Raw genomic sequence first — 24108 nt, forward strand, 5'->3', positions numbered from 1 at the left:
TGATCCAGAGTTTTGAGGACGGCAGCGCGCCGTCCTTCGAGCTGTACGGCCTCGGCTTCGAGCACAAGCATCTGCCGGAGACGCAGCTTTACTCGAGCCTGACGCGGCGTCCGATCTTCGTGCCCTCGGTCGGCAACTACCGGCAGGGCATGCTGGTGTCGGTGCCGCTGCATCTCGACACGCTGCCGGGCAAACCGGCGGCCGCCGATCTGCATGCGACATTGGCGAAACGCTACGAGGGCAGCACCTATGTCTCGGTGATGCCGCTCGACAACGACGCGGCCAGAGGCGGGCGGATCGAGCCGGAGGCGCTGAACGAAACCAACAAGCTCGAGCTCTACGTCTTTGCCAGCCAAAAATATCCGCAGGCGGTTCTGGTGGCGCGGCTCGACAACCTCGGCAAAGGTGCCTCGGGCGCCGCGGTGCAGAACATGCGGCTGATGCTGGGCTTTGCCGACTGACGGTGTGCGGTGCCGGGATCGCGTCGAGTCCGCACCAAGGCAGAGATCAATGCCGAAATCAGCGGTGGCGTGGTGAGGAGACGCCACTGCTGGGGACCCTTCCCTCGACCGGAGGAACGAGCGCGCCAGCTTTCTGTTCTCCACAGACGGGTTCGGTGATGCGGCAATACGCTTGCGAGTTGAGCCCCCTGATGGAGCTCAGCAGATGTCGCATGCGGAAATCGTCGTCCTGATCATTGTCGTCATCTTGATCCTTCTGGTGCTCGGCAACATCATCTTCCAGCTCATCGCCGAGCGAAGGCACCCTCCCTCCGGGCGGTTTGTCGAATGTGATGGCGTGCGGCTTCACTACATTGACCGGGGTGAAACCGACGCACCTTGCGTCGTCCTGTTTCATGGCAACGGAACGATGCTGCAGGACCTGCAAATCAGCGGGCTGGTCGACCTTCTTGCGCGCGGTCATCGCGTCCTGTGTTTTGACCGGCCGGGGTTTGGCCACAGCCAGCGGCCGCGCTCCCGCATCTGGACCGCGACCGCCCAGGCGGCCTTGTTCGCAAACGCTCTTCAACAACTCGGGATCCGCAATCCCGCGGTCCTCGGACATTCATGGGGCACGCTTGTCGCAATCGCGCTTGCCTTGCGCAGCGACTATCCGATCCGCGGGATCGTGCTCGCATCCGGCTATTATTTTCCGAACATGCGCTTGGACTTCTGGCTGATGTCGGGGCCGGCGATCCCGCTGTTCGGCGACCTGATCCGTTACACGGTGGCCCCGATCATCTCCTATCTCATCCTGCCGAGCCTGCTTCGAAAACTGTTCTCACCTCGCCCGGTCCCGGCAGAATTTACCAACAGGTTTCCCGTTTGCCTCACACTGCGACCGAAACAGCTGAGGGCGGCTGCGGAGGAGAGTGCCTTCCTTGTTCCCGTCGCGGCACAATTCGAGGCGCAATATCCCAGCATCGGGTGCCCGGTCCGGCTCTTCCACGGCGCGCAGGACCGACTGATCGAGCCCGCGCAGTCGCGACGTCTCCAGGAGGTGCTCGACCGCTCTCAACTCCGGCTCGTCGAGAACGCCGGGCACATGGTTACCTATGCCGATGCTGAACGCATCGCGCAGGCGATGGCGGCTTTGCGGTAGCCTCCCCTGATGGCCCTTTGACGAGCGCCAGGTGGATAGCAAAGGAGCGGGGGTGGGCCAAGCGAAGCGAGCCCACCATTTCGCACCACGTCGCAGCGCTGGTGGGCACGGCGCAAGAGCGCCTTTGCCCATCCTACAAGTCTTAAACCACCTTGAAGATTCCGAGCACCAGGACGACCTCTGCCAGGAAGCCGACAGTGAAGGCCGCCGTGCGGAAGACCGGCAGGCCGAGCGTGTAGACGATCACATGGGCAACGCGGGCCCAGAAGAAGACGGCGGCGGCCAGCGCCGTCCACGTGGTGGAATAGTCGAGCGCATTGAGGATCAGCACCAGCGGGGCGAAGATCACGAGATTCTCGACCGCGTTGTCGTGCGCGAACATCAGCCGCGTCGCCCATGGCGCATGCGGCTTGTCGCCGCGCGCGGGATTGGCCATCGCGCCCATGAGGCCGCGGACCTGGGTGCGATTGATGCTGTAGGGGATCCACAATACGCCCGTCAGAATGACCGTCAGCGTCAGCCAGAACAATTCACGCGTCATGGATTTTCCCCTCAGTGCAAAACAATATGCCCGGCAGCAGCCCCAGGTTCCCACTTCACCATGATTGTGGCGCCGCGCGGGCGGATTTTCCCCGACTATAGCGCGTTCGAACGACGCGTGACCGACTTGCATCAAGAAAAAAGTCGACCGCGTCAGGCGCGCACCTTGACGTAGCTGCCGGGCGCATCCTCGATCGGCGGCAGCGCGTCGCCGCCGACGCTGCGGGCTTCGACCTCCTCGGAATCGATCTGGCCGAGCCAGCCGCGCCAGTCCGGCCACCACGAGCCCTTGTGCTCGTCGGCTGCCTTCATCCAGTCGGCAAGCGAGACATCCCTGATGTTCTCGTTGGTCCAATACTGATATTTTCTGGAGGCGGGCGGGTTGATGACGCCCGCGATGTGGCCGGAGCCGGCGAGGACATATTTCACCGGTCCGCCGAAGAATTTCGAGCCGTGCAGCACGGAGTCCGCCGGCGCGATATGGTCCTCGCGCGTGGCCAGATTGTAGACCGGCACCTTGACCTTGCCGAGGTCGAGCAGCGTGTTGTCCAACACCAGGCTGCCGGAGGTCAGGCGGTTCTCCAGATAGCAGTTGCGCAGGTAGTAGGAATGGTTGGCCGCCGGCATCCGCGTCGCATCAGAGTTCCAATGCAGCAGATCGAATGCCGAGGGCGGCTGTCCCTTCAGGTAGTTGCTCACGACATAGGACCAGATCAGGTCGTTGGACCGCAGCATGTTGAAGGCCATCGCCATCTTGTTGCCTTCGAGCACGCCGCTTTCCTGCATGTCCTTTTCGAGCGCCGAGATCTGTCCTTCGTCGACGAAGACGAGGAGATCGCCGGCATGGGTGAAGTCGACCTGCGCGGCGAGGAAGGTCGCCGAGGCGACGCGCTGGCGCCGCTTCTCGGCCAGCCAGGCCAGCGTGGTGGCGAGCAGCGTGCCGCCGACGCAATAGCCCATGGTGTGGACCTTCATCTCGCCGGTCGCCTGTTCGATGACGTCCATGGCGGCGAGCGGGCCTTCCTTCATGTAATCTTCCCAGGTCTTTGCCCCGAGCGTCTTGTCGGGATTGACCCAGGAGATCACGAATACGGTGACGCCCTGATCGACACACCATTTGATGAAGGATTTTTCTGGCCGCAGGTCGAGGATGTAGAACTTGTTGATCCAGGGCGGCACGATCAAAAGCGGCGTGCGCAGCACCTTCTCGGTCGCCGCCTGGTACTGGATCAGTTGCATCAGGTCGTTCTGGAAAATCACCTTACCGGCCGTCGTCGCCATGTTGACGCCGACCGCGAGATTGGCGGGATCGGATTGGCGGATTTTCAGCGTTCCCTTGCCGGCCTCGATGTCCTCGGCCAGCATCTGCATTCCGCGCACCAGATTGCTGCCGCTGGACGTAATCGTCTCGCGCAGCACTTCAGGATTGGTCAGCACGAAGTTCGACGGCGACAGCGCGTTGGTGATCTGGCCCACGTAGAACTCGGCCTTCTTGCGGGTATGCGGATCGAGCCCCTCGGCATTGCGCACGAGATCGTGCGCCCATTGCGCCGTGAGCAGATAGAGCTGCATCACGAAATCGAAGAACTGGTTCGACTTCCATTCCGGATCGGCAAAACGCTTGTCGCGCGGCGCCGGTGAAATGGCTGGCGGCGCCTCTTCGCCGGCCATCCGCCGCACGGCCGAGCCCCAGAGATCGAGATAGCCCTTGGCAATCCGGGTCTGCAGGTCGGATGAACGCTCATTGTCCGACAGCCAGTATTCGGCGACGGCGGTCAGGGTCTTGACCATTTCGGTGAGTTCGTTCGGCGGCTTGTCGACGACTTCGCCGCTCTCGCGCGGCTTCAGATAGGCCGCGAGCGCCTTGCCGCTGTTCTCCATCGCCTTCGCGAAATTCATCGCAAAGGCTTCCGGATCGAACTTCTTGCCAGTATGTGCTTCAACCGATACGTCGTTCATGATGCGACACTAACGCTTCAGGGGCGGTCCGTCACCGCGATTGATCGGATTGTGGTGTTAACAAGGACCGGTATGTTTCAAAGTATTTATCAGGTGAATGACGCATCATGACGCTTCGCGTTTCTGTTGCATTGCGATAAACTACCTTGGTTCGGACAAACTAAAGTCCCACGGCAAGTTTCAGTTCGGCAGCCGATCATTTCGGCGCGACAATGCGTCGGGCCTGGTTGCCAAGACCGGTCAATGAAATCTCCGGTCGGGATGGTGCGAGGGAAGCTTCTGACAAGGCCATGGCGGCGGACCGACGAAGGCAGGTGATTGGTCGAGGGTTTGGCGGTGTGCTCTCTCTGGGCGCGCTCGTCGCGATGACGCTTGCGCTGGCCGGTTGTTCCACCTCGATCGCCGATCTGCCGGTCGGCAGCACGGCCGAGACGCCGGCTCCGCACGAGCCCAACGGCTATCTGCCGGTTCACGACCTGCCGCCTGACCGCGAAGAGCAGGTCATTCCCCCTGCGGAGCGGGCCAAGATTCAGGCCGAGCTGCTCAAGGCCCGGGACCACCAGGCCACGGCGGCCGCTCCGACAGCCACGGCTCCGACGCCCCCCGCGGCCGCTAACAAGGACGCTGGCCCGCCCAAACAGACGCGGCGGGCGAAGCCGCCGCCGGGCGAGAGCCGGGCCGAAGATTGAGGGGATGGCCGTCTAACGGCTGGAATGGCCGGCCCGCCATGCTAAAAGTATCAAACAATCGCAAAGTGATCGGCGAGAGATGTCGTTCTCGCCTGCAGAGCTTGCCGTAAGTCTTTGATTTTGCACGGATAGTGCCGGACGGATCAGGCGTCCGAGAATCTTGTGCGGTGTCGTTTGGCTTGCGGCGTGCCCGATCGGTTGCCGGAGTGAAGGAGCCATGGAAGATTTTTACCGCATCCGTCGCCTGCCGCCTTATGTCTTCGAGCAAGTGAACCGGGCCAAGGCGGCCGCGCGGAACGCCGGCGCCGACATCATCGACCTCGGCATGGGCAATCCGGATCTGCCGGCGCCGCTCCATGTGCTGGAGAAACTGAAGGAGACGCTGGGCAAGCCGCGGACCGACCGTTATTCCGCCTCGCGCGGCATTACGGGGCTGCGCAAGGCCCAGGCCGCCTATTATGCGCGGCGTTTTGGGGTCAAGCTGAACCCCGAAACCCAGGTCGTGGCGACCTTGGGGTCGAAGGAGGGCTTTGCCAACGTGGCCCAGGCGATCACGGCGCCCGGCGACGTCATCCTGTGCCCGAATCCGAGCTATCCGATTCACGCTTTCGGCTTCCTGATGGCGGGCGGCGTGATCCGTTCGGTTCCTTCCGAACCGACCCCGCAATTCTTCGAGGCGGTCGAACGCGCCATCCTGCACTCGATTCCAAAGCCGCTGGCGCTCGTGGTCTGCTACCCGAGTAACCCGACCGCCTATGTTGCGAGTCTCGATTTCTACCGGGATCTCGTCGCGTTTGCGAAGCGGCACGAGATCTTCATCCTGTCCGACCTCGCTTATGCCGAGGTCTATTTCGACGACGCCAATCCACCGCCCTCGGTGCTGCAGGTGCCGGGTGCGGTCGATGTGACAGTCGAATTCACCTCGATGTCAAAAACCTATTCGATGGCCGGCTGGCGCATGGGCTTTGCCGTCGGCAACGAGCGGATCATCGCGGCGCTGGCGCGGGTCAAATCCTATCTCGACTACGGCGCCTTCACGCCGGTCCAGGTTGCCGCAACCGCCGCCCTCAACGGACCCGACGATTGCATTCGCGAGATGCGCGAAACCTATCGCAGGCGCCGCGACACGCTGGTCGAATCGTTTGCCCGGGCGGGATGGGAGATCCCGCCGCCGCAGGCGTCGATGTTCGCCTGGGCGCCGCTGCCAAAAGCCTTTGAAGGGGTCAGCAGCATGCAGTTTGCAACCCTGATGGTGGAAAAGTCCGGGGTTGTGGTCTCGCCCGGCGTCGGTTTTGGCGAGCATGGCGAGGGGTTTGTGCGGATCGCGATGGTGGAAAACGAGCAGCGCATTCGCCAGGCCGCGCGCGGGGTGCGCCGTTTCCTTGAAAGCGGCATCGAAACGTTGCACAACGTGGTTCCCCTCGCCACCCGGCGGTAATTTTCTTCCGCAAGGTCGTTTCACGTCATGGTCGCAGCCCTGAAAGTGGGTATCGCGGGACTCGGCACCGTGGGCGCCGAAGTCGTTCGCCTCATCGAGACCCAGGCGCGCACGCTGTCCGCGCGCTGCGGCCGCAACGTGCGCGTGACGGCGGTCACCGCCCGGTCCAAGGCGAAGAAGCGCGACCTTGAGTTGGCCGACGTCGCCTGGGCGAAGTCGCCGCTCGAGCTTGCCGTCGATCCGGAGGTCGACTGTTTCGTCGAACTGATGGGCGGAGCAGGGGAGCCGGCGCTGTCGGCGGTCGAGGCTGCGCTGAAGGCTGGCAAGTCCGTCGTCACGGCCAACAAGGCTCTGCTGGCCAAGCATGGTGTGCGGCTCGCCAAACTGGCCGAGCAGAAGGGCGGCGCGCTGAATTTCGAGGCCGCGGTGGGCGCCGCGATTCCCGTGGTGAAGACGCTGCGCGAGGGGCTTGCGGCCACTGCCATCGATCGCGTCTACGGCATACTCAACGGCACCTGCAATTACATCCTGACCCGGATGGAACAGGAGGGCCTGTCATTCGACGAATGCCTGAAGGACGCCCAGCGTCTCGGCTATGCCGAGGCCGACCCGTCCTTCGACATCGACGGCCACGACACCGCGCAGAAGCTGGCGATTCTCGCGAGCCTGGCCTTCGGCACAAGGGTCGCGCAGAGCGCGGTTTATGTCGAAGGCATCTCCTCAATCACCCCGGAGGATCTCCGTGCGGCCTCCGATCTCGGTTATCGCGTCAAACTGCTCGGGGTGGCGGTGCGTACCGCCAAGGGCATCGAGCAGCGCGTGCATCCGACCATGGTGCCAAAGACCTCGTCGATCGCGCAGGTGATGGGCGTGACCAATGCCCTCACCATCGATGGGACAGGGATCCCGCCGATCACGCTGGTTGGGCCCGGCGCCGGCGGGGCCGCGACCGCGTCCGCCGTCGTCGCCGACATCGCCGACGTCGCGCGCGGCATTCGCGCGGCGCCGTTCGGCCGGCCGGTCGAGCGCCTGCAGGAGACCGCGAAGGCGCCGATGGAGCGTCACGAGGGCGGCTATTACATCCGCCTTTTGGCGCGCGATCATGCCGGCACCGCGGCGACGATCGCGACACGGCTCGCGGAACAGAAGATTTCGATCGAATCGATCGTGCAGCGCCATCCCAACGGCAGCAGCACCACGGCGGTCCCGGCCAAGGCCGCGCCGGTGCCGGTCATCCTGATTACCTATGCGACCCATGAGGATGCCGTGTACCGCGCGCTTTCCGCGGTGCAGCGCGACAAGGTGATTTCGGGCCGGCCGCAGGTGATCCGGATCGAGAAGAATTGAATGCGCACATCGCGCGTAAAGCAGTGCTATGCGGGGGTAAGCTTCGCCTGCGTGGCTTGAAGGAGTTTGCTGATGTCGACCCATATTTCCGTCCCGCCGCAATTGTTGCTCGAACGCATCCTCACGCTCGAACTCGTGCGGGTGACGGAGCGGGCGGCGGTGTCGGCCGCGCGGCTGCGCGGCCACGGCAATGAGAAGGCGGCCGACCAGGCCGCCGTCGACGCAATGCGCCGCGAGCTCAACAAGCTGCCGATCGAGGGCACGGTGGTGATCGGCGAGGGTGAGCGCGACGAGGCGCCGATGCTCTATATCGGCGAGACCGTCGGCCTCAAGGCCGGCCCCAAGGTGGACATCGCCGTCGACCCGCTCGAGGGCACCACGCTGTGCGCGAAAAACATGCCGGGCGCGATCGCCACCATGGCGATGGCCGATGGCGGCACGCTGCTGCATGCGCCCGACGTCTACATGGAAAAGCTCGCGGTCGGTCCCGGTTATCCCAAGGGCGTCGTCGAGCTCGATGCTTCGCCGGCCGACAATGTCCGCCGCCTCGCCAAGGCCAAGGGCGTCGATCCCTCGGCGATCACGGTTCTGGTGCTCGACCGGTTGCGCCATGCCGACATCATCCAGGGTGTGCGCTCGACCGGCGCCGCGGTGCGCCTGATCACCGATGGCGACGTCGCCGGCGTGATCCATTGCGCCGATCCCGACAACACCGGCGTCGACATGTATCTCGGCATCGGCGGCGCGCCCGAGGGCGTGCTCGCGGCGGTGGCGCTGCGCTGCATCGGCGGCCAGATGCAGTGCCGGCTCATTCTCGACAGCGAGGAGAAGCGCGAGCGCGCTCACAAGATGGGCATCCACGATCCGCGCATGATCTATGGCATCGAGGACATGGCGCGCGGCGACTGCCTGTTCGCGGCGACCGGCGTCACCACCGGCTCGCTGCTGACAGGCGTCAAGTTCCGCAAGGACAACGTGATCGAGACCGAAACGGTGGTGATGCGCTCCGTCACCGGCACCGTGCGCTACATCAAGGCCGAGCACCGCCAGCTCGAGAAGTTCCACCTGGACTGACGAGCCGCGTCGTTCCGGGTCTGCGCTCGCGCATCCCGAAATGACGGACAACGAGGGCGACAACAACAACAATAGGGGAAACGCAAATGTCGGATATTTCGGCGGTGAAAGCACTGGTGTTCGACGTGTTCGGGACGGTCGTCGACTGGCGCACCAGCCTGATCAACGATTTCACCAAATGGGGCGAAGCCAATGGCAAGAAGGCCGATTGGACCGCCCTGGTCGATGGCTGGCGTGCCGTCTATGCGGCCTCGATGGACGTCGTGCGCAAGAACCCGCAGGACGACTACGTCATCCTCGACGTGCTGCATCGCCGTTCGTTGGAAAAGCTCGTGGCCGAGCTCGGCATCACCGGCCTGAACGACGCCGACCTGCGTCACCTCACGATGGGCTGGCACCGCCTGCATCCGTGGCCGGACAGCGTCGCCGGCCTGACACGGCTGAAGACGAAATACGTGATCTCGCCGCTCTCCAACGGTAACGTCGCGCTGCTCACCAACATGGCGAAGTTTGCGGGCCTGCCCTGGGACCTGATCCTGTCGGCGGAGCTGTTCGAGCACTACAAGCCCGACGCCGAGACCTATCTCGGCGCTGCGAGATTGCTCGGCTTGCCGCCGGAGCAGGTGATGATGGTCGCGGCGCATAACCATGACCTGAGGGCCGCGCAGAAGCTCGGCCTGAAGACCGCCTTCGTGGCACGCCCGACCGAATACGGTCCCTTGCAGAAATATGATTTCGAGGCGAGGGGCGACTGGGACATCGTCGCCAAGGATTTCGGCGGCATCGCCCACCGCATGGGATGCTAGTGTCGGAACGCCGCTCGGAGACCTCATGGCGCGGCGGCAGCGGAGTACGAACTAGAATGGCCGGCGCCTGAACGAGGTGACAGCGTCCAATATTTCATCATCGTTGCAGAGATTTGTTGCAATCGTGTCGCCATAGGCGACTTTCTCGAAGAGTTCGCCGGCCTCCTGATCTGGTATATAGCCTGGGAGCGTAGCGTTATCGGAAGCTTTCGTCTGACCGCGGACCCAATGGACGAGCTCGTGAAGCAGCGTGATCGTCAGCCGTCTGCCGGGGCGGCCCTGATCGCCGGGATAGTAGCCGAACTCAAATGCATCGAACCAAGGAGAAATCATTTCGATGACCACTGGCGTCTTGTGCAGAACGGCGGTGACGGTGTCGTTGATTGCGCATGCCTGGACTACTTTTCGTGGTCCTCCCTCGGTGTCCTGGACAATTCCCGGGATGTAAAACGACTCTCCTCGCTCATACACCTTGATCCGGGGACCCGGTCCGTATCTCAGCGCCTTCTCTCGCGCGATCTTTTCGACATCCTTGGTGGGCGTAGGTTGACGGGCCGCATTACAGACGGTGAAGAACGCCTTCAACACGTCGGGCTGGTGCTTCAGGCTGGCTTCGAGCTTCATCATAAGCTCTTTGCATTTGGGGTATTTCTTCGCATCCTCGTGGTCCAAAAACATTTGTGTTCCTTTCCCGCCGATGCGCCTTGCGCTGTCGAGACCAGGCGCGCCCCATGGCGTTGCGGGCGTACAGGAAAATGGGTCTTCGGAAATTGACCAGCGCTGCAAACGTCAAAAGCCGGGCCTTGCGCGACATTCGGGGCATTTTCGACCGATTCGACCGGTCTTGTTCGCCTGTTGATGTCTCCGAGACGGCAAGGAAATGGGCTTTGCCACCTCTTTCCGAGCAGTGGCCAGCGATGGACATGACCAAGACGTCGAATGCACGTCCATGACGCATCGAGGGCGCTGTCGCCGTTCAGTCCGGCGCGCTTGGCATCACGCGGCCCGCTGAGGATCACGCCGTGCCAGCCGAGGCCCTTGTAGGTCTCGTAGCCCGGGGTGGCGTGGAACGCCACCAGTGTGCCGGCGCGGTCGTGATAGAAGCCGCTGCGCCGGCCGTCGAGCGACAACGAGATGCGCTCCGACAGCAGGCCATGGCCGTCGGAGGCCGCGATCACCCGCAAGTTCGAATCGACGAGCAGCACGCGGGCCCGGTCGGCCGAGCCGACACGCACGCCCTGGACGATGGCTTTTGCCTGCGGCTCCCAGTCGAAGTGAATCGCACAGACCTGAATCATGGTTTAATCTCTCTTGGCGCAGCCTGTAGATATGCGGGATAATGGTGCACGTTATTTGGGCAAGGCGCTGCTTCGCGCAGCCATTTGAACTAAGAACGAGGGCCGCGTTCGGATTCGAGATGCGGCGTCCGCAGCCTGCCGCGACGCGCGGCTTTCGTGCCTCTTTCGCGATTGAACATGCCGCCGCTTGCCGCCTCCGCCTTGCCGGTTGAACAGCCGCCCGCCTTTCTCGGCGTCACGCAGTCGCTGACCGCAAAGCTGTGGCGCGACCGGCTGGATACGCGCGGCGCGGCGCGGGCGCTGGCCATCTCGCAGCGCCATCTGCTTCCGGAAATGCTGGCGCGGGTGCTGGCCGGACGTGGCGTCGAGATCGACGCGGTCCCGGATTTTCTCGATCCCACCATCCGAAAGCTGATGCCGGACCCCTTCACGGTGACGCAGATGGAGGCCGCGGCCAAGCGCATCGCGGACGCGGCCGTGCGTGCGGAGAAGGTTGCGATCTTCGGCGACTATGACGTCGATGGCGCCACCTCGGCGGCCCTGCTCGCCTGGCACCTGCGTCACTGCGGGCTCGATCCGCTGATCCACATTCCCGACCGGCTGTTCGAGGGCTATGGCCCGAACACCGACGCGGTGCGCGTACTCGCGGCCAGGGGCGCGACGCTGCTGGTCACCGTCGATTGCGGCACCACCAGCCTCGAGCCGCTCGCCGAGGCGAAGCGGCTTGGCATGTCCGTCGTCGTCATCGACCATCACCAGGCCGGCCTCGAATTGCCCGACGTCGACGCGCTGGTGAATCCGAACCGGCCCGACGACCTCTCGGGCCTTGGCTATCTCGCCGCCGTCGGCCTGACGCTGGTCACGCTGGTCGCGGTCAATCGCGAGCTGCGTGCCCGCGGCTTCTGGACCGGCGAGATGCCGGAGCCGGACTTGCTCGGCATGCTGCATCACGTGGCGCTCGGCACCGTCGCCGACGTGGCGCCGCTGATCGGGCTCAACCGCGCGCTGGTCGCGAAAGGCCTGATCGCGCTCCGCCGCCGCGACCATGTCGGCCACACCGCCTTGATGGACGTCTCGCGGCTGAATGGCCCGCCGGAGGCCTGGCATCTCGGCTTCCTGCTCGGACCGCGCATCAACGCCGGCGGGCGGATCGGTCGCGCGGATCTCGGCGTGCGGCTGCTGCTGGAAGGCGATGTCTCGGAGGCCGCGCGGATCGCGGCGGAGCTCGATCGGCTCAATAGCGAGCGCCGCATCATCGAGCAGGCAGCGGAGGCGCAGGCGGAGGCCGAAGCGCTGGCGTCGCTCGGCCTGGAGGACAAGGGCAGTGTCATCGTCACGGCGTCCGAGGGCTGGCATCCCGGCGTGGTCGGCCTCGTGGCGGCAAGGCTGAAGGAGAAATTTGCGCGGCCGGCCTTTGCCGTTGCGCTCGAGCCCGGCGGCCTCGGCACTGGTTCCGGCCGCTCGATTGGCGGTGTCGATCTCGGCAAGGCGGTGCGGCAGGCGGTCATCGACGGTGTGCTGCTGAAGGGCGGCGGGCACGCGATGGCCGCCGGCGTGACGTTGCGCAAGGAGAAGCTCGGCGAATTCCGCGCCTATCTCGAGAGCGCGCTGGCGGCCGATGTCGCCCAGGCGCGGCATGTCAACGAGCTCCTGATCGACGGTGCGGTGAGCGCGCGCGGCGTGACGACCGAGCTGGTCGCGACACTCAGTCGTGCCGGCCCCTTCGGCAGCGGCAACCCGGAGCCGATACTGGCGCTGCCGTCGCATCAGCTCGCCTTCGCCGAGGAGGTCGGCCAGGCGCATCTGCGTGTGCGATTTCAGTCCGGCGACGGCGCTGTCGTGAACGGGATGGCGTTTCGCGCGGTCGGCCAGAAGCTCGGCCAGGCGCTGATCCAGCATCGGGGCCAGAGCCTGCATGTCGCGGGCGCGCTGGTGCTGGACCGCTATCAAGGCGTCGAACGCGTGCAATTGCGCGTGCTCGATGTCGCGGTGCCCGATCCGGGGCCGGCGGTGATCCGGTAGAAAACGAAAAACAGCAGGGAGTGGATATGGCAGGACAGGTCGAGGGCAAGGTTGCGTTGGTCACGGGCGGAGCCTCGGGCATCGGTGCTGCGACCGCGGAACTGCTGGCGCAAGAGGGCGCTTCCGTCATCGTCAGCGATGTCGATGAGCTGAAGGGGCTGGAAGTCGTCGCCAGCATCGAGAAGGCGGGAGGCCGCGCGATCTTCCTGCAGCAGGATGTCACCAGCGAGCCGCGCTGGGCGGAGCTCACCGCCGAGATCGAGCAACGCTTCGGTCGGCTGGACATCCTGGTCTCGAATGCCGGCATCGGCATTGGCGTGCCGTCGATCGTCGAGATGTCGTTCGCCGATTGGCGGCGGCAGATGGCGATCAATCTCGACGGCGTCTTTCTCTCGGTGAAGTACGGCCTGCCGCTGATGCGCAAGAGCGGCGGCGGTTCGGTCATCATGATGTCGTCGCTGGCGGGCCTGCGCGGCGCGCCCGGGCTCGCGGGCTACAGCGCGACCAAGGGCGGCGTCAGGCTGTTCGCCAAGGCGGTGGCGATGGAATGCGCCGCGGCGGGCGACGGCATCCGCGTCAACTCGGTGCATCCCGGCATCATCGACACGCCGATTTGGGGCAAGATTCCGACCGCTGCTGCCGGCGCCAACGCGCCGATCGATCCCGAGGAGCGCGCGCGGCTCGCGACGCCGCTCGGGCGGGCCGGGCAGGCCAGCGACATCGCCAACGGCGTGCTTTTTCTCGCCTCCGACGCGTCGAGCTACATGACCGGGGCCGAGCTCGTGATCGACGGCGGCATGTTCGCCGGGGGCATCGCGCGGCGGTTCTGACACTAGCCGCCCTGCCGCAGGCGCGCCAACACCTTCAGCCCGCCATAGCCGTCGGCGGGCTGAAGCCCCGTCTTCATCTGGTAGTCGCGGATCGCCTTCATGGTGTCGTTGCCGACGCGCCCGTCGGTGCCGCCGGTGTCGAAGCCGGCCTTCGTGAGGCGCGTCTGCATTTCCTGCACCTCCGCCAAGGTCAGCGCGCGTTCCGAGCCCGGGAACGGCTGGATGAACGGCCCGCCGCCGAGAATGCGGTCGCCGAGATGGCAGATCGCGAGCGCATAGTTCATCGCGGGATTGTAGCTCTTCACCGAATAGAAATTCGGACCCAGCAGGAACGTCGGTCCGCCCGGCACCGGCACCCACATCTGTGCGGTCGCATTCGGCTGCGGAAAGGCCTCGCCGTCGGCGCGCGCAACGCCGGCGCTCGACCAGGCAGCATAGCTCCGGCTGCCGCCCACCGCGCCGCCGGGCGGGCGGACCTCGTAGCCCCAGTGCTCGCCGCGGTGATAATGGCCGCGGTTGACCAGGAATTTCGCGGTCGATCCCAGCGCGTCGTCCGGCTTGCCGAAGGGCGAGATCTTGCCGTCGCGGTCATAGTCGATGCCGACATTGAGCCAGACCTCGGGCATCCATTGCGTGTGGCCCATGGCGCCGGCCCAGGAGCCCTGCATCTCGTTCGGCGTGCTCCAGCCGCGATCGACGATCTTCAGCGCGTTGATCAATTCCGCTTCCCAATACGCCTTGCGGCGCGGCTCGTTCCAGGCGAGCGCGGCCAGCGAGGGAAACACCGGGCGCATGTGGTTCTGCTGCACCAGCGGATCGCCGAACGCCGACTCCACGCCCCAGAGCGCGAGCAGCGTGCCACGCTCGACGCCGAAGTCCCTTTCGATCCGTTCGAACAGCGCGGCATTGTTCTTCAGCGCGACCTTGCCGTTGATGATGCGCCAGTCGGACACGCGGCGGTTGACGTACTGCCAGGTCTCCTCCTTGAACTCGGGCTGGTTCTTGATCTCCTTGAACACCGTCATGTCGGGCTCGACATGACCCATGGCGTGGTTCCAGGTGGCGTCGCTGATGCCGGCGGCGAGCGCGCGGGCGCGAAAGCCGTCGCGCCAGGCGTCGAAGCCGGCAGGTGCGGCAAATGCCGCAAGCGGCTCGGCGAGCAGGGCGGCCGCGCCGAGGCCGGACTGGAGCAGCGCGCGGCGCGTCGGGTGGCGCACGCAATCAGGCGGTTTCATGAGCAGCATCTCATCGTGCAATGGTGGCGGAAGCACAACCGTTCCGCTCGATCCGGGTTCTGCGCCGGCAAATCTGCCACTTTCGCGAGACGGCGCTAATTCTCGCTGCCCTCCTGCAGGCCGGGGCGAACCGCGTCTGCCGGCGGCAGCGGCACGTTCGTCGCCGCCGACGTCGCGATTTCCGCTCCGAGCTCGCGGCCCCGCCCGCCGATCAGCCGCTCATAGGCCGAGATCAGGGTGGCGTAGGGATTCACCCAGATCCAGCCGTCGCGGGTGAACACCTGCACGTCGAAATGCAGGTGGCGCGTGGTGCCATTGGGATGATCGAGGTAGTTCGAGACCACGCCGATCTTCTCGCCTTCGGTGATCTGGCGCCCGTTCAGGAGGCCGTCGGCGTCCATCCGCGACGGCGACATATGCATGTAACGGAAACGGATATGCTCGTTGCGGCCGTTGATCTGCAGCGTCGCCGCCTGCTGCCTCGGTGCACGGATCACGACGCCGTCACGAACCGCGACGATCGGCTGTTGCCTGGGATCGCAGGTGTTCGGGCCTTCGCCGTGCGAGGGGCAGGCGCCCGGGCGAATGTCCTCGCCCTGATGGCCGAAGCCGTTGGCGCATTGGCCGACGCCGAAGCTGCGCGCCTCGCAGAAATTGTCGCGCCAGGGATAGGCGCTGTTGGGCTGATCGGCCTTGCTGCCGGAGCGGCGGCCGAAGGATTGCGAATGCACATAGGCGGGCGCTTCCAGCGGGAAGCGGATTTGCGAATAGGCAGTGAGGTCGACGCGACCGCGCTGCCTGTGGAAGCCGCTGCCGAGGAGGATTTCGCCGACCGGCCGATAGGTGAAGTCGGGCGAGAAGGCGCGCGGCCGTTCCACGGCGGTGGCCGCCAGATCCGGCCTCGGCCGCGCCGGCAGCCCGCCGGCGATGCGCAGCGCTTTCAGGAAACGCTCGGCGACCGGATAAGCCTCGCGGCAGGCGAGCCTTCGCACGCGCGGCGCAGAGTCCAGGCACTGGATCGACACCACATAGGGAACGCCGAAACGGGTGAAAGCGTAGCGCACATAGCCTTCGCGGATGAAACGCCGCAGATCGGGGAACTCCACCGCGAGCGACCTGACCGGCTCGCCCTTGCCGCCCTGGGGATCGTTGAGGTCGTAGGTCAGAAGCGAGCCGGTGATCTCGACCAGGACGGGCTTCGCAAAGGTCCGCTGCGGCTGGCCCATGTCCGGCGCCAGCGAGAACACCGCGTCGTAGCCGGCCGGGCCGGCGTCGAAGAAATCGACGGGGTTGAACTCGGCCTGGTAGCGCGGCAGCGGGGCCGGCGGCGTGCCGCCGAGCTCGTCCGCGAGATAGGCCGACGTGTCGAACGGCAGCAGCACCGGCACCGTGCTGCGCGCGATACCCGCAAAGACCGGCGCGGTCGCCGCATTGAGCTGCACCAGCGCCGGCATCGACCGCGGATGGGAGGCGCCGACGCGGCGCTGGCCGGCAAAGCTGAAATTCGCGGCCACCGCCGGCGTGCCGCCGATCTCGGTGCGGAGCTGATCGACCACGGCGCGCCACTCGACGCGGACCACCGAGACCGCCGGCGTCAGGAACTCATCCGCAGCGGCAGAATCCCATCCCGCGAGCAGCGAAGCGAGAGCTGCCGACAAGCCGATGACGAACCGGACAGGCCCTCTCCCCAATGCGTCGCCCCCTCCGGCGCAAGCCCTTTAGATCAGCCCTTGCGATCAGTCCTTGGCCCGCTCCACATAGGAGCCATCCTCGGTCATCACCACGATCCGCGTTCCCGTGGAGATGTGCGGAGGCACGGAGGTGCGCACGCCGTTCGACAGCACGGCGGGCTTGTAGGACGAGGATGCCGTCTGACCCTTGGTCACGGGCTCGGTCTCCACCACCTCGAGCGTCGCGCGCTGCGGCAATTGCACCGCAATCGGGTTCATCTCGTGGAGCGAGAGCTTGACCACCATGCTCTCCTGGAGATAGGCCGCCGAGCCCCCGATGACGTCCTTCGGCACCTGGATCTGGTCGTAGGTTTCGGGGTTCATGAAATGGAAGCCGTCGCCGTCCTCGTAGAGATAGGTGAAGTTGCGCTCCTCCACGGTCGCCTTCTCGACCTGGTCGGTGGTCTTGTAGCGCTCGGAGATCTTCACGCCGTCGCTGATTCGGCGCATCTCGATCTGGCTCACGGGCGTTCCCTTGCCGGGATGGATGTTCTCGGCGCTCAGAACGACGTAAAGCTTGCCGTCCTGCTCGATGACGTTGCCCTTGCGGATGGAACTGGCGATGACTCTCAAAGTGGCTTTTCCTGGGGTTTGGGGCCGATACCGGAGGGGACAGGGACGTTGCGAGGCCGTGTTCAATATTTCGGGCCGCAACATACTGATTTTGCGCTCCGATGCCAGCGTTTTAGGGTCCCGGGAGGCTACCTGTTGATGCCACTGGACGATCCAACCTCGCCCTGGTGGTCGCCCGGGCGGCACGGCGACATCAGGCCGTTTCTGCGCGCCAGAGGTGCGATGACGCGGGCGGTGCGGGCCTGGTTCGAGCAGCGGGATTTCGTCGAGGTCGAGACCGGGATTCTGCAGGTGTCGCCCGGCAACGAGACCCACCTCCATGCGCCGCGCACCGAATTGACCGGCCCCGATGGCGAGCGGGTGATTCGATACCTGCGCACCTCGCCGGAATTCGCCTGCAAGAAGCTGCTCGCCGCCGGCGAAGACCGGATTTTCGAATTCGCGCGCGTGTTCCGCGATCGCGAGCGCGGCGACCTGCATCTGCCGGAATTCACCATGCTGGAATGGTACCGGGCGAATGCGGCGTACGAGGCGATCATCGCCGACAGCCTCGCCATCGTCGCAGAGGCGGCGCGGGCGACCGGAATCGCGGCCTTCGCGTTTCGGGGCCGTCTCGCCGATCCCTTGGCGGCGGCGGAATGGCTCACGGTGGCTGCGGCGTTCGAACGATGGGCCGATATCGACCTGCTCGCCACCATCGCGGATGGCGAAGGCGATCGCGACGGCCTGGCGCGGGCGGCGAGGGAGCGGGTGAAGATCGCCGATGACGATACGTGGTCGGACATCTTCTCGAAAATCCTGGTCGAGCACGTCGAGCCGAGGCTGGGGCAGGGGCGTTTGACCGTTCTGTTCGAATATCCCGCACCGGAAGCGGCGCTGGCGCGGGCGAAGGCGTCCGATCCGCGTGTCGCCGAGCGTTTCGAGATCTATGCCTGCGGGGTCGAACTCGCCAATGGTTTTGGCGAATTGACCGATGCCGACGAGCAGCGCCGGCGGTTCCGCCTCGCCATGGACGAGAAGGCACTTCGTTACGGCGAGCGCTACCCGCTCGACGAGGAGTTTCTTGCAGCCGTCGCCGAAATGCCCGATGCAAGCGGCGTGGCGCTCGGCTTCGACCGGCTGGTGATGCTGGCAAGCGGGGCGCATCGGATCGATCAGGTGGTGTGGACGCCACCGTCAGGCGGCAGGTGAGCGGAATGCAGGCGACGACGACCTTGCGTGAGCCGGGCGAGCTGGTCGCCCACGGCCTCGTGCACGCGACCGATCTTGCCGAGTTGCGGCAGGTCGCCGCGCGCTACGCGGTCGCGATCACGCCGGAGCTTGCGGCGCTGATCGACCCGAACGATCCCGGCGATCCGATCGCGCGCCAGTTCGTCCCGACCGCGGCGGAGCTGCAACGCGAGGCAGGCGAGAACGTCGATCCGATCGGCGATCAGGCCTTCTCGCCGGTGCCGGGCATCATGCACCGCTACCCGGACCGGGTGCTGTTCAAGCTCGTTCATGTCTGCGCGGTGTATTGCCGCTTCTGCTTCCGTCGCGAGATGGTCGGGCCGGGCAAGGACAGCGCGCTGTCGGACGCGGCCTATACGCAGGCGCTTGCCTATATCCGCGCGCAGCCGGAGATCTGGGAGGTCATCCTCACCGGCGGCGATCCCCTGATGCTGTCGGCGCGCCGGCTCGGCGACATCATGAAGGAGCTCGCCGCCATCGATCACGTCAGGATCATCCGCCTTCACACCCGCGTGCCGGTGGCGGACCCCGCACGCGTGAGCGAGGCGATGGTCGCCGCATTGAAGACCGAGGGGGCCGCGACCTGGGTCGCGCTGCATGCCAACCATGCGCGCGAGTTGACGCCGCGTGCGCGCGCGGCGGCTGCGCGGCTGATCGACGCAGGAATTCCCATGGTCAGCCAGACGGTGCTGTTGCGCGGTGTCAACGATCGTGTCGAGGCGCTGGAACAGTTGATGCGCGCCTTCGTTGAATGCCGTATCAAGCCGTATTATCTGCATCATGGCGATCTCGCGCCAGGCACCGCTCATCTGCGCACCACGCTTGCCGAGGGCCAGGAGCTGATGCGGCGCCTGCGCGGCCGGGTCTCGGGCCTGTGCCAGCCGGAATATGTGCTCGACATTCCCGGCGGCGCCGGCAAGTCGCCGGTCGGCCCGAATTATCTCTTGCCCGACGATTCCGGGATGGAGGAGGGTGTAGGGCGAGAGCAAACGCGCTATCGTGTCGTCGACTATTGCGGTGGCGTACATCTCTATCCGCCGAGGCCGTGAACCTGGTCCGGCGCATCGCATTTCGTGAGACGGGGAGGAGCAACATGAAAAAACTCATCGTCGGATTGGCGCTCCTGTTGATGGCCGGCGCGCCCGAGGCCATGGCCCAGGGCCGCAACTCGAATTCGTCCAACAACGCCGGCGGCGTTCCGCCGGCGCCGATCGGTCACCGCCAGCCGCGCGCGGACCAGTTGCCGAACGAGAAGAATCTCAGCAACCCGAACGAGCCGGTGAACAAGGAAGACGCGCTGCTCGACAAGAAGATCAAGAGCATCTGCCGCGGGTGTTAGTCGCGTTGCGCCGTGCCACCATCGTTTCGGCGGTGTCGCTCCAAGATGGTGGGCACGCTTCTTCCTTTGCGTGGTGTGCATCGGTGCAAGTGGCCGCTTAGCCCACCCTCCGAATTCGGGCACCCTGTCGTCGCCCGGCTTGCGCGCCCGCCGAAGCCTTTGGCGCAGGCGGGACCGGGCAATCCAGCATTCCAGAGACAGTTGAGTTCATCCGAGAAGCCTCTGGGATGCTGGATGCCGCTTTCGCGGGCATGACTGCGGAGGTGTGCGATAGCGGAGCACAAGCGCTCGCGTTCTCGCGGCGCATTTCGCCCGAGCTTTGCAAAGACGTCGCCCTCGAAATCATAGAGGGCGCAGGGAATGCCGGGTGGTTCAGCCTCACCCATGGCCCGCGTGCAACAAGAACGCACGCGGCGGTTACCACAGGTTCAGCCGAAATCACCGGCATTCCCTGCGCGATGGTGTTAACGCTTATGACGTGCTCTTCCCGGGGACCGGGCTTTTTTGCCCCCGTCATCCGCGTGATGCCAAGCATCATCGCGAACTTAGCGCCAGCGTCGGGGCGCCAGAACCACACGTTTTCGCCGTCCGCAACTGCATCGCTCGTCCAGCGATACGATCGCGTCCATCGCTCCCCGCCTCAACGTCCGTGACGACGCGTACGCCCCTCTCATCGAGGCGGGATGCGCCCAAATAACCATAATTTCTGAAAAAAAGAAAGAAAAAAATCGAGCCCCGCCGGGCGGTGCGCCGCAATAGCCTGAAAGGCCTCGTGAAATTGGCTTCCTGGCGCAGCCGATTTCGAGGTCCTCGGTCGACCGCAGCATGGGCAAAAGCCGCCAGAGCGGACTGATTCGCCCGTCCGGCCGGTCCGCCTCGCCGCGCGAGGAACGCTGGCGAGGATCGATCGTTGGCATTCAGGCCGCTACCGAATGTTGCAAATGGCAAGAACATCCATTCGCTACAAGGACGTAGAGTGCTCCCTCGTCGAATACGAGAGCGAGGGCGTATGGTGCTATTCCTTCCGGATCGACCATAAGGTCGTATCGGGCCGGACGGAAACACGGCTGGAAGCGCTCGCGAAACGCCGTGCCCAGATGCGCATCGATCGCGAGATCAAGTCGCGCGAGCAACGTTGAATCCCTTCCGCCGGGCTCCCGGTTCCGGCGATTTGGGCCTTGCTTGTTCCGGATGGGTTTGATGCCGAGATACCATTTTCATATTCGCAACAGCCGGCCGTTTGACGATGCGCAGGGTGCGGATCTTCCGAACGATGCAGCAGCCTGGCGCGAGGCGACGCTGCTGTGTCGTGACATCGAGGGCAGCCTGGAGCCGGGCGAGCGATGGTTGCTCGAAGTCGCTGAAGGGAACGTCCCGGTGTTCGCCCTGTCGATTACGTCGCGTCGCTTTCGCTGACGCGAATGCCGCGACCGAGCTTCCGCGAAATCCAGGAACAGGCCGCCGACGAACCGGTTGGCTTCGCGGCGACCATCTGCCAAAAACCATGGAGGTAACGATGATCACTTCCCGCAAGCTTCTATGTTCCGCAGCCCTGCTGGTCTTCACCATCACGGCATCGCAGGCCGGCCCCTGCAGCAACACGGCAAGCCGCGACGCAGGGTCCGGCGCAACGCCCGGCCATACCGGCCAGACGACCGGCTCCGCTTCAACTTCGGGCGAGACGAAGGGGCATCCGCCCACCGATACGATGAACAAGGCCGCCGACAATACGGCGACATCGTCACAGGATGCACAACGTCAGATGCAGGGCCAGCCGACCGCGGCGCAGCAAGCTGAAGGAGCGAAAAACACAACGACCGCCGATCAGGGCTGTTGATGGAAGCTCAAGGAGCAGCCCGATCGGATCGCGCCAAAGCATCGCGCCGGAGTCATGGTTCGCGCTCCGGCGGGCCATGCCTGATCTGCTCCCGGCCCAGAAAGGTGTCGGGAGCGGGCTCTGCTTGAGCAGGTTGACGGATTTTTCCACCAGTTCGCAGGAGCGAAGAGGCGTTTCGGCGCCGATCGCGCCATCGTCCGATGCCCGGTGGATCCGGTACTGCATGTCGCGCTCCAGCTTCGCAGGCTGGAGCGCACCGGTCTCTCAGCCACCGACGCCTACCGACTGAACATCGGCCGGTGATGCTCGGATAATACGCCTGCCTGAGAAGGGATGGTTGCTACCGTCTCTGCGCGACCGCGCCACTCCGCTCAGCGGCGCAGGATGTCATCCGCCAACGATCTCGCAACCGCTTGAATGTTGAGCGGTTTCTCCCAGATCGGCACGTCCCGGAGGTCGCTCGGGAGCGACGTTCGATCGTAGCCGGTGGTGAACGTGAATGGCACCCGCCGCACCCGCAATTCGCGTGCCAGCGGGAAGATCATCTCGTTCCGGAGATTGATGTCGAGCAGTGCGCCGTCGATCGCCGAGGAAATATTCAGGAACTGCCGGGCCTCATTGAACTCGCCGGTCGGGCCGATGATCTCGGCGCCCAGCGCTCGCAGGGCGTGGGCGAGGTCGTCCGCAAGGAAGTATTCGTCCTCCACGATGAGCACGCGCCGGCCCGCCAGGGGCGCCACGGCCAATTCTGCAACTGACGAAGACATTTGGCTCTCCAACCGACCTCCCAGTTCGAAAGCAATAGGAACGTCCGTTCCCGGCGAACCTTGTCCTCACTTGAACGCGTCACGGAACCGCCGGTTCCCGAGACTGCGACACAATAGGGGATATCGTGCCCAACCGCGACATCATTGTCATCGGCGGTTCGTCCGGAGCCACCGCCCCCCTGAAGCAAATTCTCGGCCGGCTGGAAATCGATCTGCCGGCGGCGATTTTCGTCGTGCTTCATGTCCCATCCCAGGGGATCGGGATGCTCTCGACGGTCGCCCGCGCAGCCGGCAGTCTGCCGGTCCGGCAGGCTGAGAATGGATTGTTGATCGAGCCCGGCCATGTGTATCTGGCAGTGCCCGACTATCATCTGCTGCTCTCCGACCAGCACATGATGCTTCGTCGTGGGCCGCGGGAGAATCTGGTGCGGCCGGCCATCGATCCCTTGTTCCGCTCGGCTGCGTTGCATCACGGCCCGAGGGTGATCGGGGTGGTGCTCAGCGGGTTCCTGTCGGACGGCGCGGCGGGTCTCAGCGCGATCAAGCGCTGCGGCGGGGTTGCCCTGGTGCAGGACCCGTCGGACGCCGTTGTCGACGAGATGCCGCGAAGGGCGCTGGAGGTGACGACCGTCGATCTTTGCGTCCCGGCGGCAGGCATCGGAGATGTCCTGTCCGACCTGGTCCGCGAGGAGGCCGGCAAGGCTTCGCCGGTTCCACCGGAGATCAGGCTGGAGGTCGAGATCGCCGCGGGCGAACGGATCGGCAGCGACAGCCTCGCCGGCATTGCCGCGCCAGCGGCCTTGACCTGTCCGAGCTGCGGCGGCGTGCTGTCGGAGCTGAACACCGAGCCGGGCCTGCGCTTCCGCTGCCAGGTCGGCCATGCCTACACCGCGGATGCGCTGGCCAAGGAGCAGGAAGGCCGGGTGGATGAAGCGCTGCGGATTGCCATGCGCATCATCGAGGAGCGCGCCGAACTGGTGCACCGGATGGCGGAGGACGGTCGGAAAAGCGGACGGCCGGCGGTCGCGCAAATGTACGACGCACGCGCCGCGGAATATCGCCGTTATGCTGATATGATCCGACAGGTCGTGCTACAGTCATTCAATGCGAAGCCGGCAAACGCCTAGGCGCATCCCCATGGCCGAATCGAGGACGCTGGAGATCGAGGCCGAGAGACGGCAGCTTCTGAAGGCGGAAGCCGATATCGAGGAAGGCTGGAGCCGGCTGCGCAACCAGGAGGACCTGCTGGCGTCGCTGCGGGCTTCGGGGCAGAACGTCAAGGAGGCAGAACGGCTGGTCCGTCTCCTGAAGAGCATCCTGATCGAGTGGGAGCGTCATCGCGGGCTGATCGAGCGGCGGATCGCCTACCTTCAGAAGAGAGAAGCTGAAGGCCGTCAAGGATAGTGAATCTTTGGAGCTCTGCGGAACTCGGCCCCGAGTTCGAGCATGTGCTCGAGTTGTTGCACCGCAAGGTCGCGCCAACGTTCATTTTCCCGGAGCAGCTCCTGTGCCCGCGCGACGGCCCGTTCGGCTTGCCGCGTCAAGTCAGCCAGTTCTTCCGAAACGTCCGAGCCGTGCTGGTGAGGCATTGTTCCCTATGGATTTTTTTGCTCCCTGCACCCTTGTCTTCAAGCGGCTGCGATGCTGTCAGGGCTGGATGGAGGGCTCGTGCGGCTTCAGTTGTTTGAAGAAGCATACGCCCGATTGGCTCCAGGCAAAGACGCATTCGTTTCCGGCCGCGAAATTCCTCAAATGTGCGGTTGCGATGTCGTTCAGTCCAAAACAGGCGTTC

Annotated in this window: 24 protein-coding genes and 2 pseudogenes; 17 read left to right on the forward strand and 9 right to left on the reverse strand. The window is 64.9% G+C overall.

The features are described 5' to 3' along the window. Together JOY90_RS00725 and JOY90_RS00730 are read left to right on the forward strand one after the other, a co-directional pair. Window positions 1–461: pseudogene (locus JOY90_RS00725) on the forward strand (N-acetyl-gamma-glutamyl-phosphate reductase); the annotation flags it as partial. Between the two features lie 205 nt (window positions 462–666). Beyond that, window positions 667–1602, forward strand: a complete 936-nt coding sequence (locus JOY90_RS00730) for an alpha/beta fold hydrolase (protein WP_291689261.1) — start codon at window positions 667–669, stop codon at window positions 1600–1602. A 142-nt stretch (window positions 1603–1744) separates the two neighbouring features. Here JOY90_RS00730 and JOY90_RS00735 read toward each other — a convergent pair whose 3' ends face one another. Together JOY90_RS00735 and JOY90_RS00740 are read right to left on the reverse strand one after the other, a co-directional pair. Beyond that, complete coding sequence (locus JOY90_RS00735; RefSeq protein WP_291689262.1) at window positions 1745–2143, reverse strand: MAPEG family protein; 399 nt, start codon at window positions 2141–2143, stop codon at window positions 1745–1747. Between the two features lie 152 nt (window positions 2144–2295). Then, complete coding sequence (locus JOY90_RS00740; RefSeq protein ID WP_291689263.1) at window positions 2296–4101, reverse strand: class I poly(R)-hydroxyalkanoic acid synthase; 1806 nt, start codon at window positions 4099–4101, stop codon at window positions 2296–2298. Window positions 4102–4391: 290 nt separating this feature from the next. Between JOY90_RS00740 and JOY90_RS00745 the strand changes: the two genes are divergently transcribed. The 5 genes from JOY90_RS00745 to JOY90_RS00765 all read left to right on the forward strand — a co-directional run bounded on the left by JOY90_RS00745 (window position 4392) and on the right by JOY90_RS00765 (window position 9455). Next, a complete protein-coding gene (locus JOY90_RS00745) occupies window positions 4392–4790 on the forward strand; it encodes a transposase (protein ID WP_367276863.1) in 399 nt (132 codons plus the stop codon). A 217-nt stretch (window positions 4791–5007) separates the two neighbouring features. After that, complete coding sequence (locus tag JOY90_RS00750; protein WP_291689264.1) at window positions 5008–6228, forward strand: LL-diaminopimelate aminotransferase; 1221 nt, start codon at window positions 5008–5010, stop codon at window positions 6226–6228. A gap of 27 nt (window positions 6229–6255) precedes the next feature. Next, the gene (locus JOY90_RS00755; RefSeq protein WP_291689265.1) at window positions 6256–7575 is read left to right on the forward strand and encodes a homoserine dehydrogenase; all 1320 of its coding nucleotides are present in this window, start codon (window positions 6256–6258) and stop codon (window positions 7573–7575) included. A 72-nt stretch (window positions 7576–7647) separates the two neighbouring features. After that, window positions 7648–8649 (forward strand): class II fructose-bisphosphatase, encoded by a 1002-nt coding sequence (gene glpX / locus JOY90_RS00760; protein ID WP_291689266.1) that lies wholly within the window; start codon window positions 7648–7650, stop codon window positions 8647–8649. An 86-nt stretch (window positions 8650–8735) separates the two neighbouring features. After that, a complete protein-coding gene (locus JOY90_RS00765; protein ID WP_291689267.1) occupies window positions 8736–9455 on the forward strand; it encodes a haloacid dehalogenase type II in 720 nt (239 codons plus the stop codon). Window positions 9456–9506: 51 nt separating this feature from the next. Here JOY90_RS00765 and JOY90_RS00770 read toward each other — a convergent pair whose 3' ends face one another. Both JOY90_RS00770 and JOY90_RS00775 read right to left on the reverse strand, forming a co-directional pair. Next, a complete protein-coding gene (locus JOY90_RS00770) occupies window positions 9507–10079 on the reverse strand; it encodes a hypothetical protein (protein WP_291689268.1) in 573 nt (190 codons plus the stop codon). A 386-nt stretch (window positions 10080–10465) separates the two neighbouring features. Beyond that, window positions 10466–10738, reverse strand: a pseudogene (locus JOY90_RS00775) (methyl-accepting chemotaxis protein); the annotation flags it as partial. Window positions 10739–10930: 192 nt separating this feature from the next. Between JOY90_RS00775 and recJ the strand changes: the two are divergent. Further along, a complete protein-coding gene (gene recJ, locus JOY90_RS00780; protein ID WP_291689269.1) occupies window positions 10931–12775 on the forward strand; it encodes a single-stranded-DNA-specific exonuclease RecJ in 1845 nt (614 codons plus the stop codon). 26 nt (window positions 12776–12801) lie between these two features. Beyond that, window positions 12802–13605: a glucose 1-dehydrogenase gene (locus JOY90_RS00785; RefSeq protein WP_291689270.1), complete on the forward strand. Its 804-nt coding sequence runs from the start codon at window positions 12802–12804 to the stop codon at window positions 13603–13605. A gap of 2 nt (window positions 13606–13607) precedes the next feature. On the opposite strand, the gene JOY90_RS00790 is transcribed toward JOY90_RS00785, so the two are convergent. The 3 genes from JOY90_RS00790 to efp all read right to left on the reverse strand — a co-directional run bounded on the left by JOY90_RS00790 (window position 13608) and on the right by efp (window position 17143). Further along, the gene (locus JOY90_RS00790; protein WP_291689271.1) at window positions 13608–14840 is read right to left on the reverse strand and encodes a lytic murein transglycosylase; all 1233 of its coding nucleotides are present in this window, start codon (window positions 14838–14840) and stop codon (window positions 13608–13610) included. Between the two features lie 95 nt (window positions 14841–14935). Next, window positions 14936–16498 (reverse strand): peptidoglycan DD-metalloendopeptidase family protein, encoded by a 1563-nt coding sequence (locus JOY90_RS00795; protein ID WP_291689272.1) that lies wholly within the window; start codon window positions 16496–16498, stop codon window positions 14936–14938. Window positions 16499–16576: 78 nt separating this feature from the next. Further along, window positions 16577–17143, reverse strand: coding sequence for an elongation factor P (gene efp, locus JOY90_RS00800; RefSeq protein ID WP_291689273.1), 567 nt, complete (start codon window positions 17141–17143; stop codon window positions 16577–16579). Between the two features lie 138 nt (window positions 17144–17281). On the opposite strand from efp, the gene epmA reads away from it, so the two are divergent. From epmA to JOY90_RS00830, 6 genes are all read left to right on the forward strand, one after another. Further along, window positions 17282–18334: an EF-P lysine aminoacylase EpmA gene (gene epmA / locus JOY90_RS00805; protein WP_291689291.1), complete on the forward strand. Its 1053-nt coding sequence runs from the start codon at window positions 17282–17284 to the stop codon at window positions 18332–18334. A 5-nt stretch (window positions 18335–18339) separates the two neighbouring features. Further along, window positions 18340–19422, forward strand: a complete 1083-nt coding sequence (locus tag JOY90_RS00810) for a lysine-2,3-aminomutase-like protein (protein ID WP_291689274.1) — start codon at window positions 18340–18342, stop codon at window positions 19420–19422. A gap of 44 nt (window positions 19423–19466) precedes the next feature. Then, window positions 19467–19712 (forward strand): hypothetical protein, encoded by a 246-nt coding sequence (locus JOY90_RS00815; RefSeq protein ID WP_291689275.1) that lies wholly within the window; start codon window positions 19467–19469, stop codon window positions 19710–19712. Between the two features lie 227 nt (window positions 19713–19939). Beyond that, the gene (locus JOY90_RS00820) at window positions 19940–20365 is read left to right on the forward strand and encodes a hypothetical protein (RefSeq protein WP_291689276.1); all 426 of its coding nucleotides are present in this window, start codon (window positions 19940–19942) and stop codon (window positions 20363–20365) included. 288 nt (window positions 20366–20653) lie between these two features. Further along, complete coding sequence (locus tag JOY90_RS00825; protein ID WP_291689277.1) at window positions 20654–20851, forward strand: hypothetical protein; 198 nt, start codon at window positions 20654–20656, stop codon at window positions 20849–20851. Window positions 20852–20912: 61 nt separating this feature from the next. Next, the gene (locus tag JOY90_RS00830) at window positions 20913–21128 is read left to right on the forward strand and encodes a tRNA 5-methylaminomethyl-2-thiouridine synthase (protein WP_291689278.1); all 216 of its coding nucleotides are present in this window, start codon (window positions 20913–20915) and stop codon (window positions 21126–21128) included. Between the two features lie 325 nt (window positions 21129–21453). Here the strand turns inward: JOY90_RS00830 and JOY90_RS00835 are convergent, their stop codons facing one another. Continuing rightward, the gene (locus JOY90_RS00835) at window positions 21454–21774 is read right to left on the reverse strand and encodes a hypothetical protein (protein ID WP_291689279.1); all 321 of its coding nucleotides are present in this window, start codon (window positions 21772–21774) and stop codon (window positions 21454–21456) included. A 146-nt stretch (window positions 21775–21920) separates the two neighbouring features. After that, complete coding sequence (locus JOY90_RS00840; protein WP_291689280.1) at window positions 21921–22316, reverse strand: response regulator; 396 nt, start codon at window positions 22314–22316, stop codon at window positions 21921–21923. A 125-nt stretch (window positions 22317–22441) separates the two neighbouring features. Here JOY90_RS00840 and JOY90_RS00845 point away from each other — a divergent pair, with 125 nt between their 5' ends. Further along, window positions 22442–23443 carry a chemotaxis protein CheB gene (locus JOY90_RS00845; protein ID WP_291689281.1) on the forward strand — a complete coding sequence of 334 codons (1002 nt, stop codon included), beginning with the start codon at window positions 22442–22444 and terminating at the stop codon, window positions 23441–23443. 10 nt (window positions 23444–23453) lie between these two features. Then, window positions 23454–23720, forward strand: coding sequence for a hypothetical protein (locus JOY90_RS00850; RefSeq protein ID WP_291689282.1), 267 nt, complete (start codon window positions 23454–23456; stop codon window positions 23718–23720). The last annotated feature ends 388 nt before the right edge of the window (window positions 23721–24108 follow it).

Source organism: Bradyrhizobium sp. (assembly GCF_019242285.1).
Classification (GTDB): domain Bacteria; phylum Pseudomonadota; class Alphaproteobacteria; order Rhizobiales; family Xanthobacteraceae; genus Bradyrhizobium.

Bases quoted from the DNA above. Each gene is read 5' to 3' on its own strand.
- JOY90_RS00730 (WP_291689261.1), top strand. From the start codon at position 667: ATGTCGCATGCGGAAATCGTCGTCCTGATCATTGTCGTCATCTTGATC.
- JOY90_RS00735 (WP_291689262.1), bottom strand. From the start codon at position 2,143: ATGACGCGTGAATTGTTCTGGCTGACGCTGACGGTCATTCTGACGGGC.
- JOY90_RS00740 (WP_291689263.1), bottom strand. From the start codon at position 4,101: ATGAACGACGTATCGGTTGAAGCACATACTGGCAAGAAGTTCGATCCG.
- JOY90_RS00745 (WP_367276863.1), top strand. From the start codon at position 4,392: ATGGCGGCGGACCGACGAAGGCAGGTGATTGGTCGAGGGTTTGGCGGT.
- JOY90_RS00750 (WP_291689264.1), top strand. From the start codon at position 5,008: ATGGAAGATTTTTACCGCATCCGTCGCCTGCCGCCTTATGTCTTCGAG.
- JOY90_RS00755 (WP_291689265.1), top strand. From the start codon at position 6,256: ATGGTCGCAGCCCTGAAAGTGGGTATCGCGGGACTCGGCACCGTGGGC.
- glpX (WP_291689266.1), top strand. From the start codon at position 7,648: ATGTCGACCCATATTTCCGTCCCGCCGCAATTGTTGCTCGAACGCATC.
- JOY90_RS00765 (WP_291689267.1), top strand. From the start codon at position 8,736: ATGTCGGATATTTCGGCGGTGAAAGCACTGGTGTTCGACGTGTTCGGG.
- JOY90_RS00770 (WP_291689268.1), bottom strand. From the start codon at position 10,079: ATGAAGCTCGAAGCCAGCCTGAAGCACCAGCCCGACGTGTTGAAGGCG.
- recJ (WP_291689269.1), top strand. From the start codon at position 10,931: ATGCCGCCGCTTGCCGCCTCCGCCTTGCCGGTTGAACAGCCGCCCGCC.
- JOY90_RS00785 (WP_291689270.1), top strand. From the start codon at position 12,802: ATGGCAGGACAGGTCGAGGGCAAGGTTGCGTTGGTCACGGGCGGAGCC.
- JOY90_RS00790 (WP_291689271.1), bottom strand. From the start codon at position 14,840: ATGAAACCGCCTGATTGCGTGCGCCACCCGACGCGCCGCGCGCTGCTC.
- epmA (WP_291689291.1), top strand. From the start codon at position 17,282: ATGCCACTGGACGATCCAACCTCGCCCTGGTGGTCGCCCGGGCGGCAC.
- JOY90_RS00810 (WP_291689274.1), top strand. From the start codon at position 18,340: ATGCAGGCGACGACGACCTTGCGTGAGCCGGGCGAGCTGGTCGCCCAC.
- JOY90_RS00815 (WP_291689275.1), top strand. From the start codon at position 19,467: ATGAAAAAACTCATCGTCGGATTGGCGCTCCTGTTGATGGCCGGCGCG.
- JOY90_RS00820 (WP_291689276.1), top strand. From the start codon at position 19,940: ATGCTGGATGCCGCTTTCGCGGGCATGACTGCGGAGGTGTGCGATAGC.
- JOY90_RS00825 (WP_291689277.1), top strand. From the start codon at position 20,654: ATGGCAAGAACATCCATTCGCTACAAGGACGTAGAGTGCTCCCTCGTC.
- JOY90_RS00830 (WP_291689278.1), top strand. From the start codon at position 20,913: ATGCCGAGATACCATTTTCATATTCGCAACAGCCGGCCGTTTGACGAT.
- JOY90_RS00835 (WP_291689279.1), bottom strand. From the start codon at position 21,774: ATGCAGTACCGGATCCACCGGGCATCGGACGATGGCGCGATCGGCGCC.
- JOY90_RS00840 (WP_291689280.1), bottom strand. From the start codon at position 22,316: ATGTCTTCGTCAGTTGCAGAATTGGCCGTGGCGCCCCTGGCGGGCCGG.
- JOY90_RS00850 (WP_291689282.1), top strand. From the start codon at position 23,454: ATGGCCGAATCGAGGACGCTGGAGATCGAGGCCGAGAGACGGCAGCTT.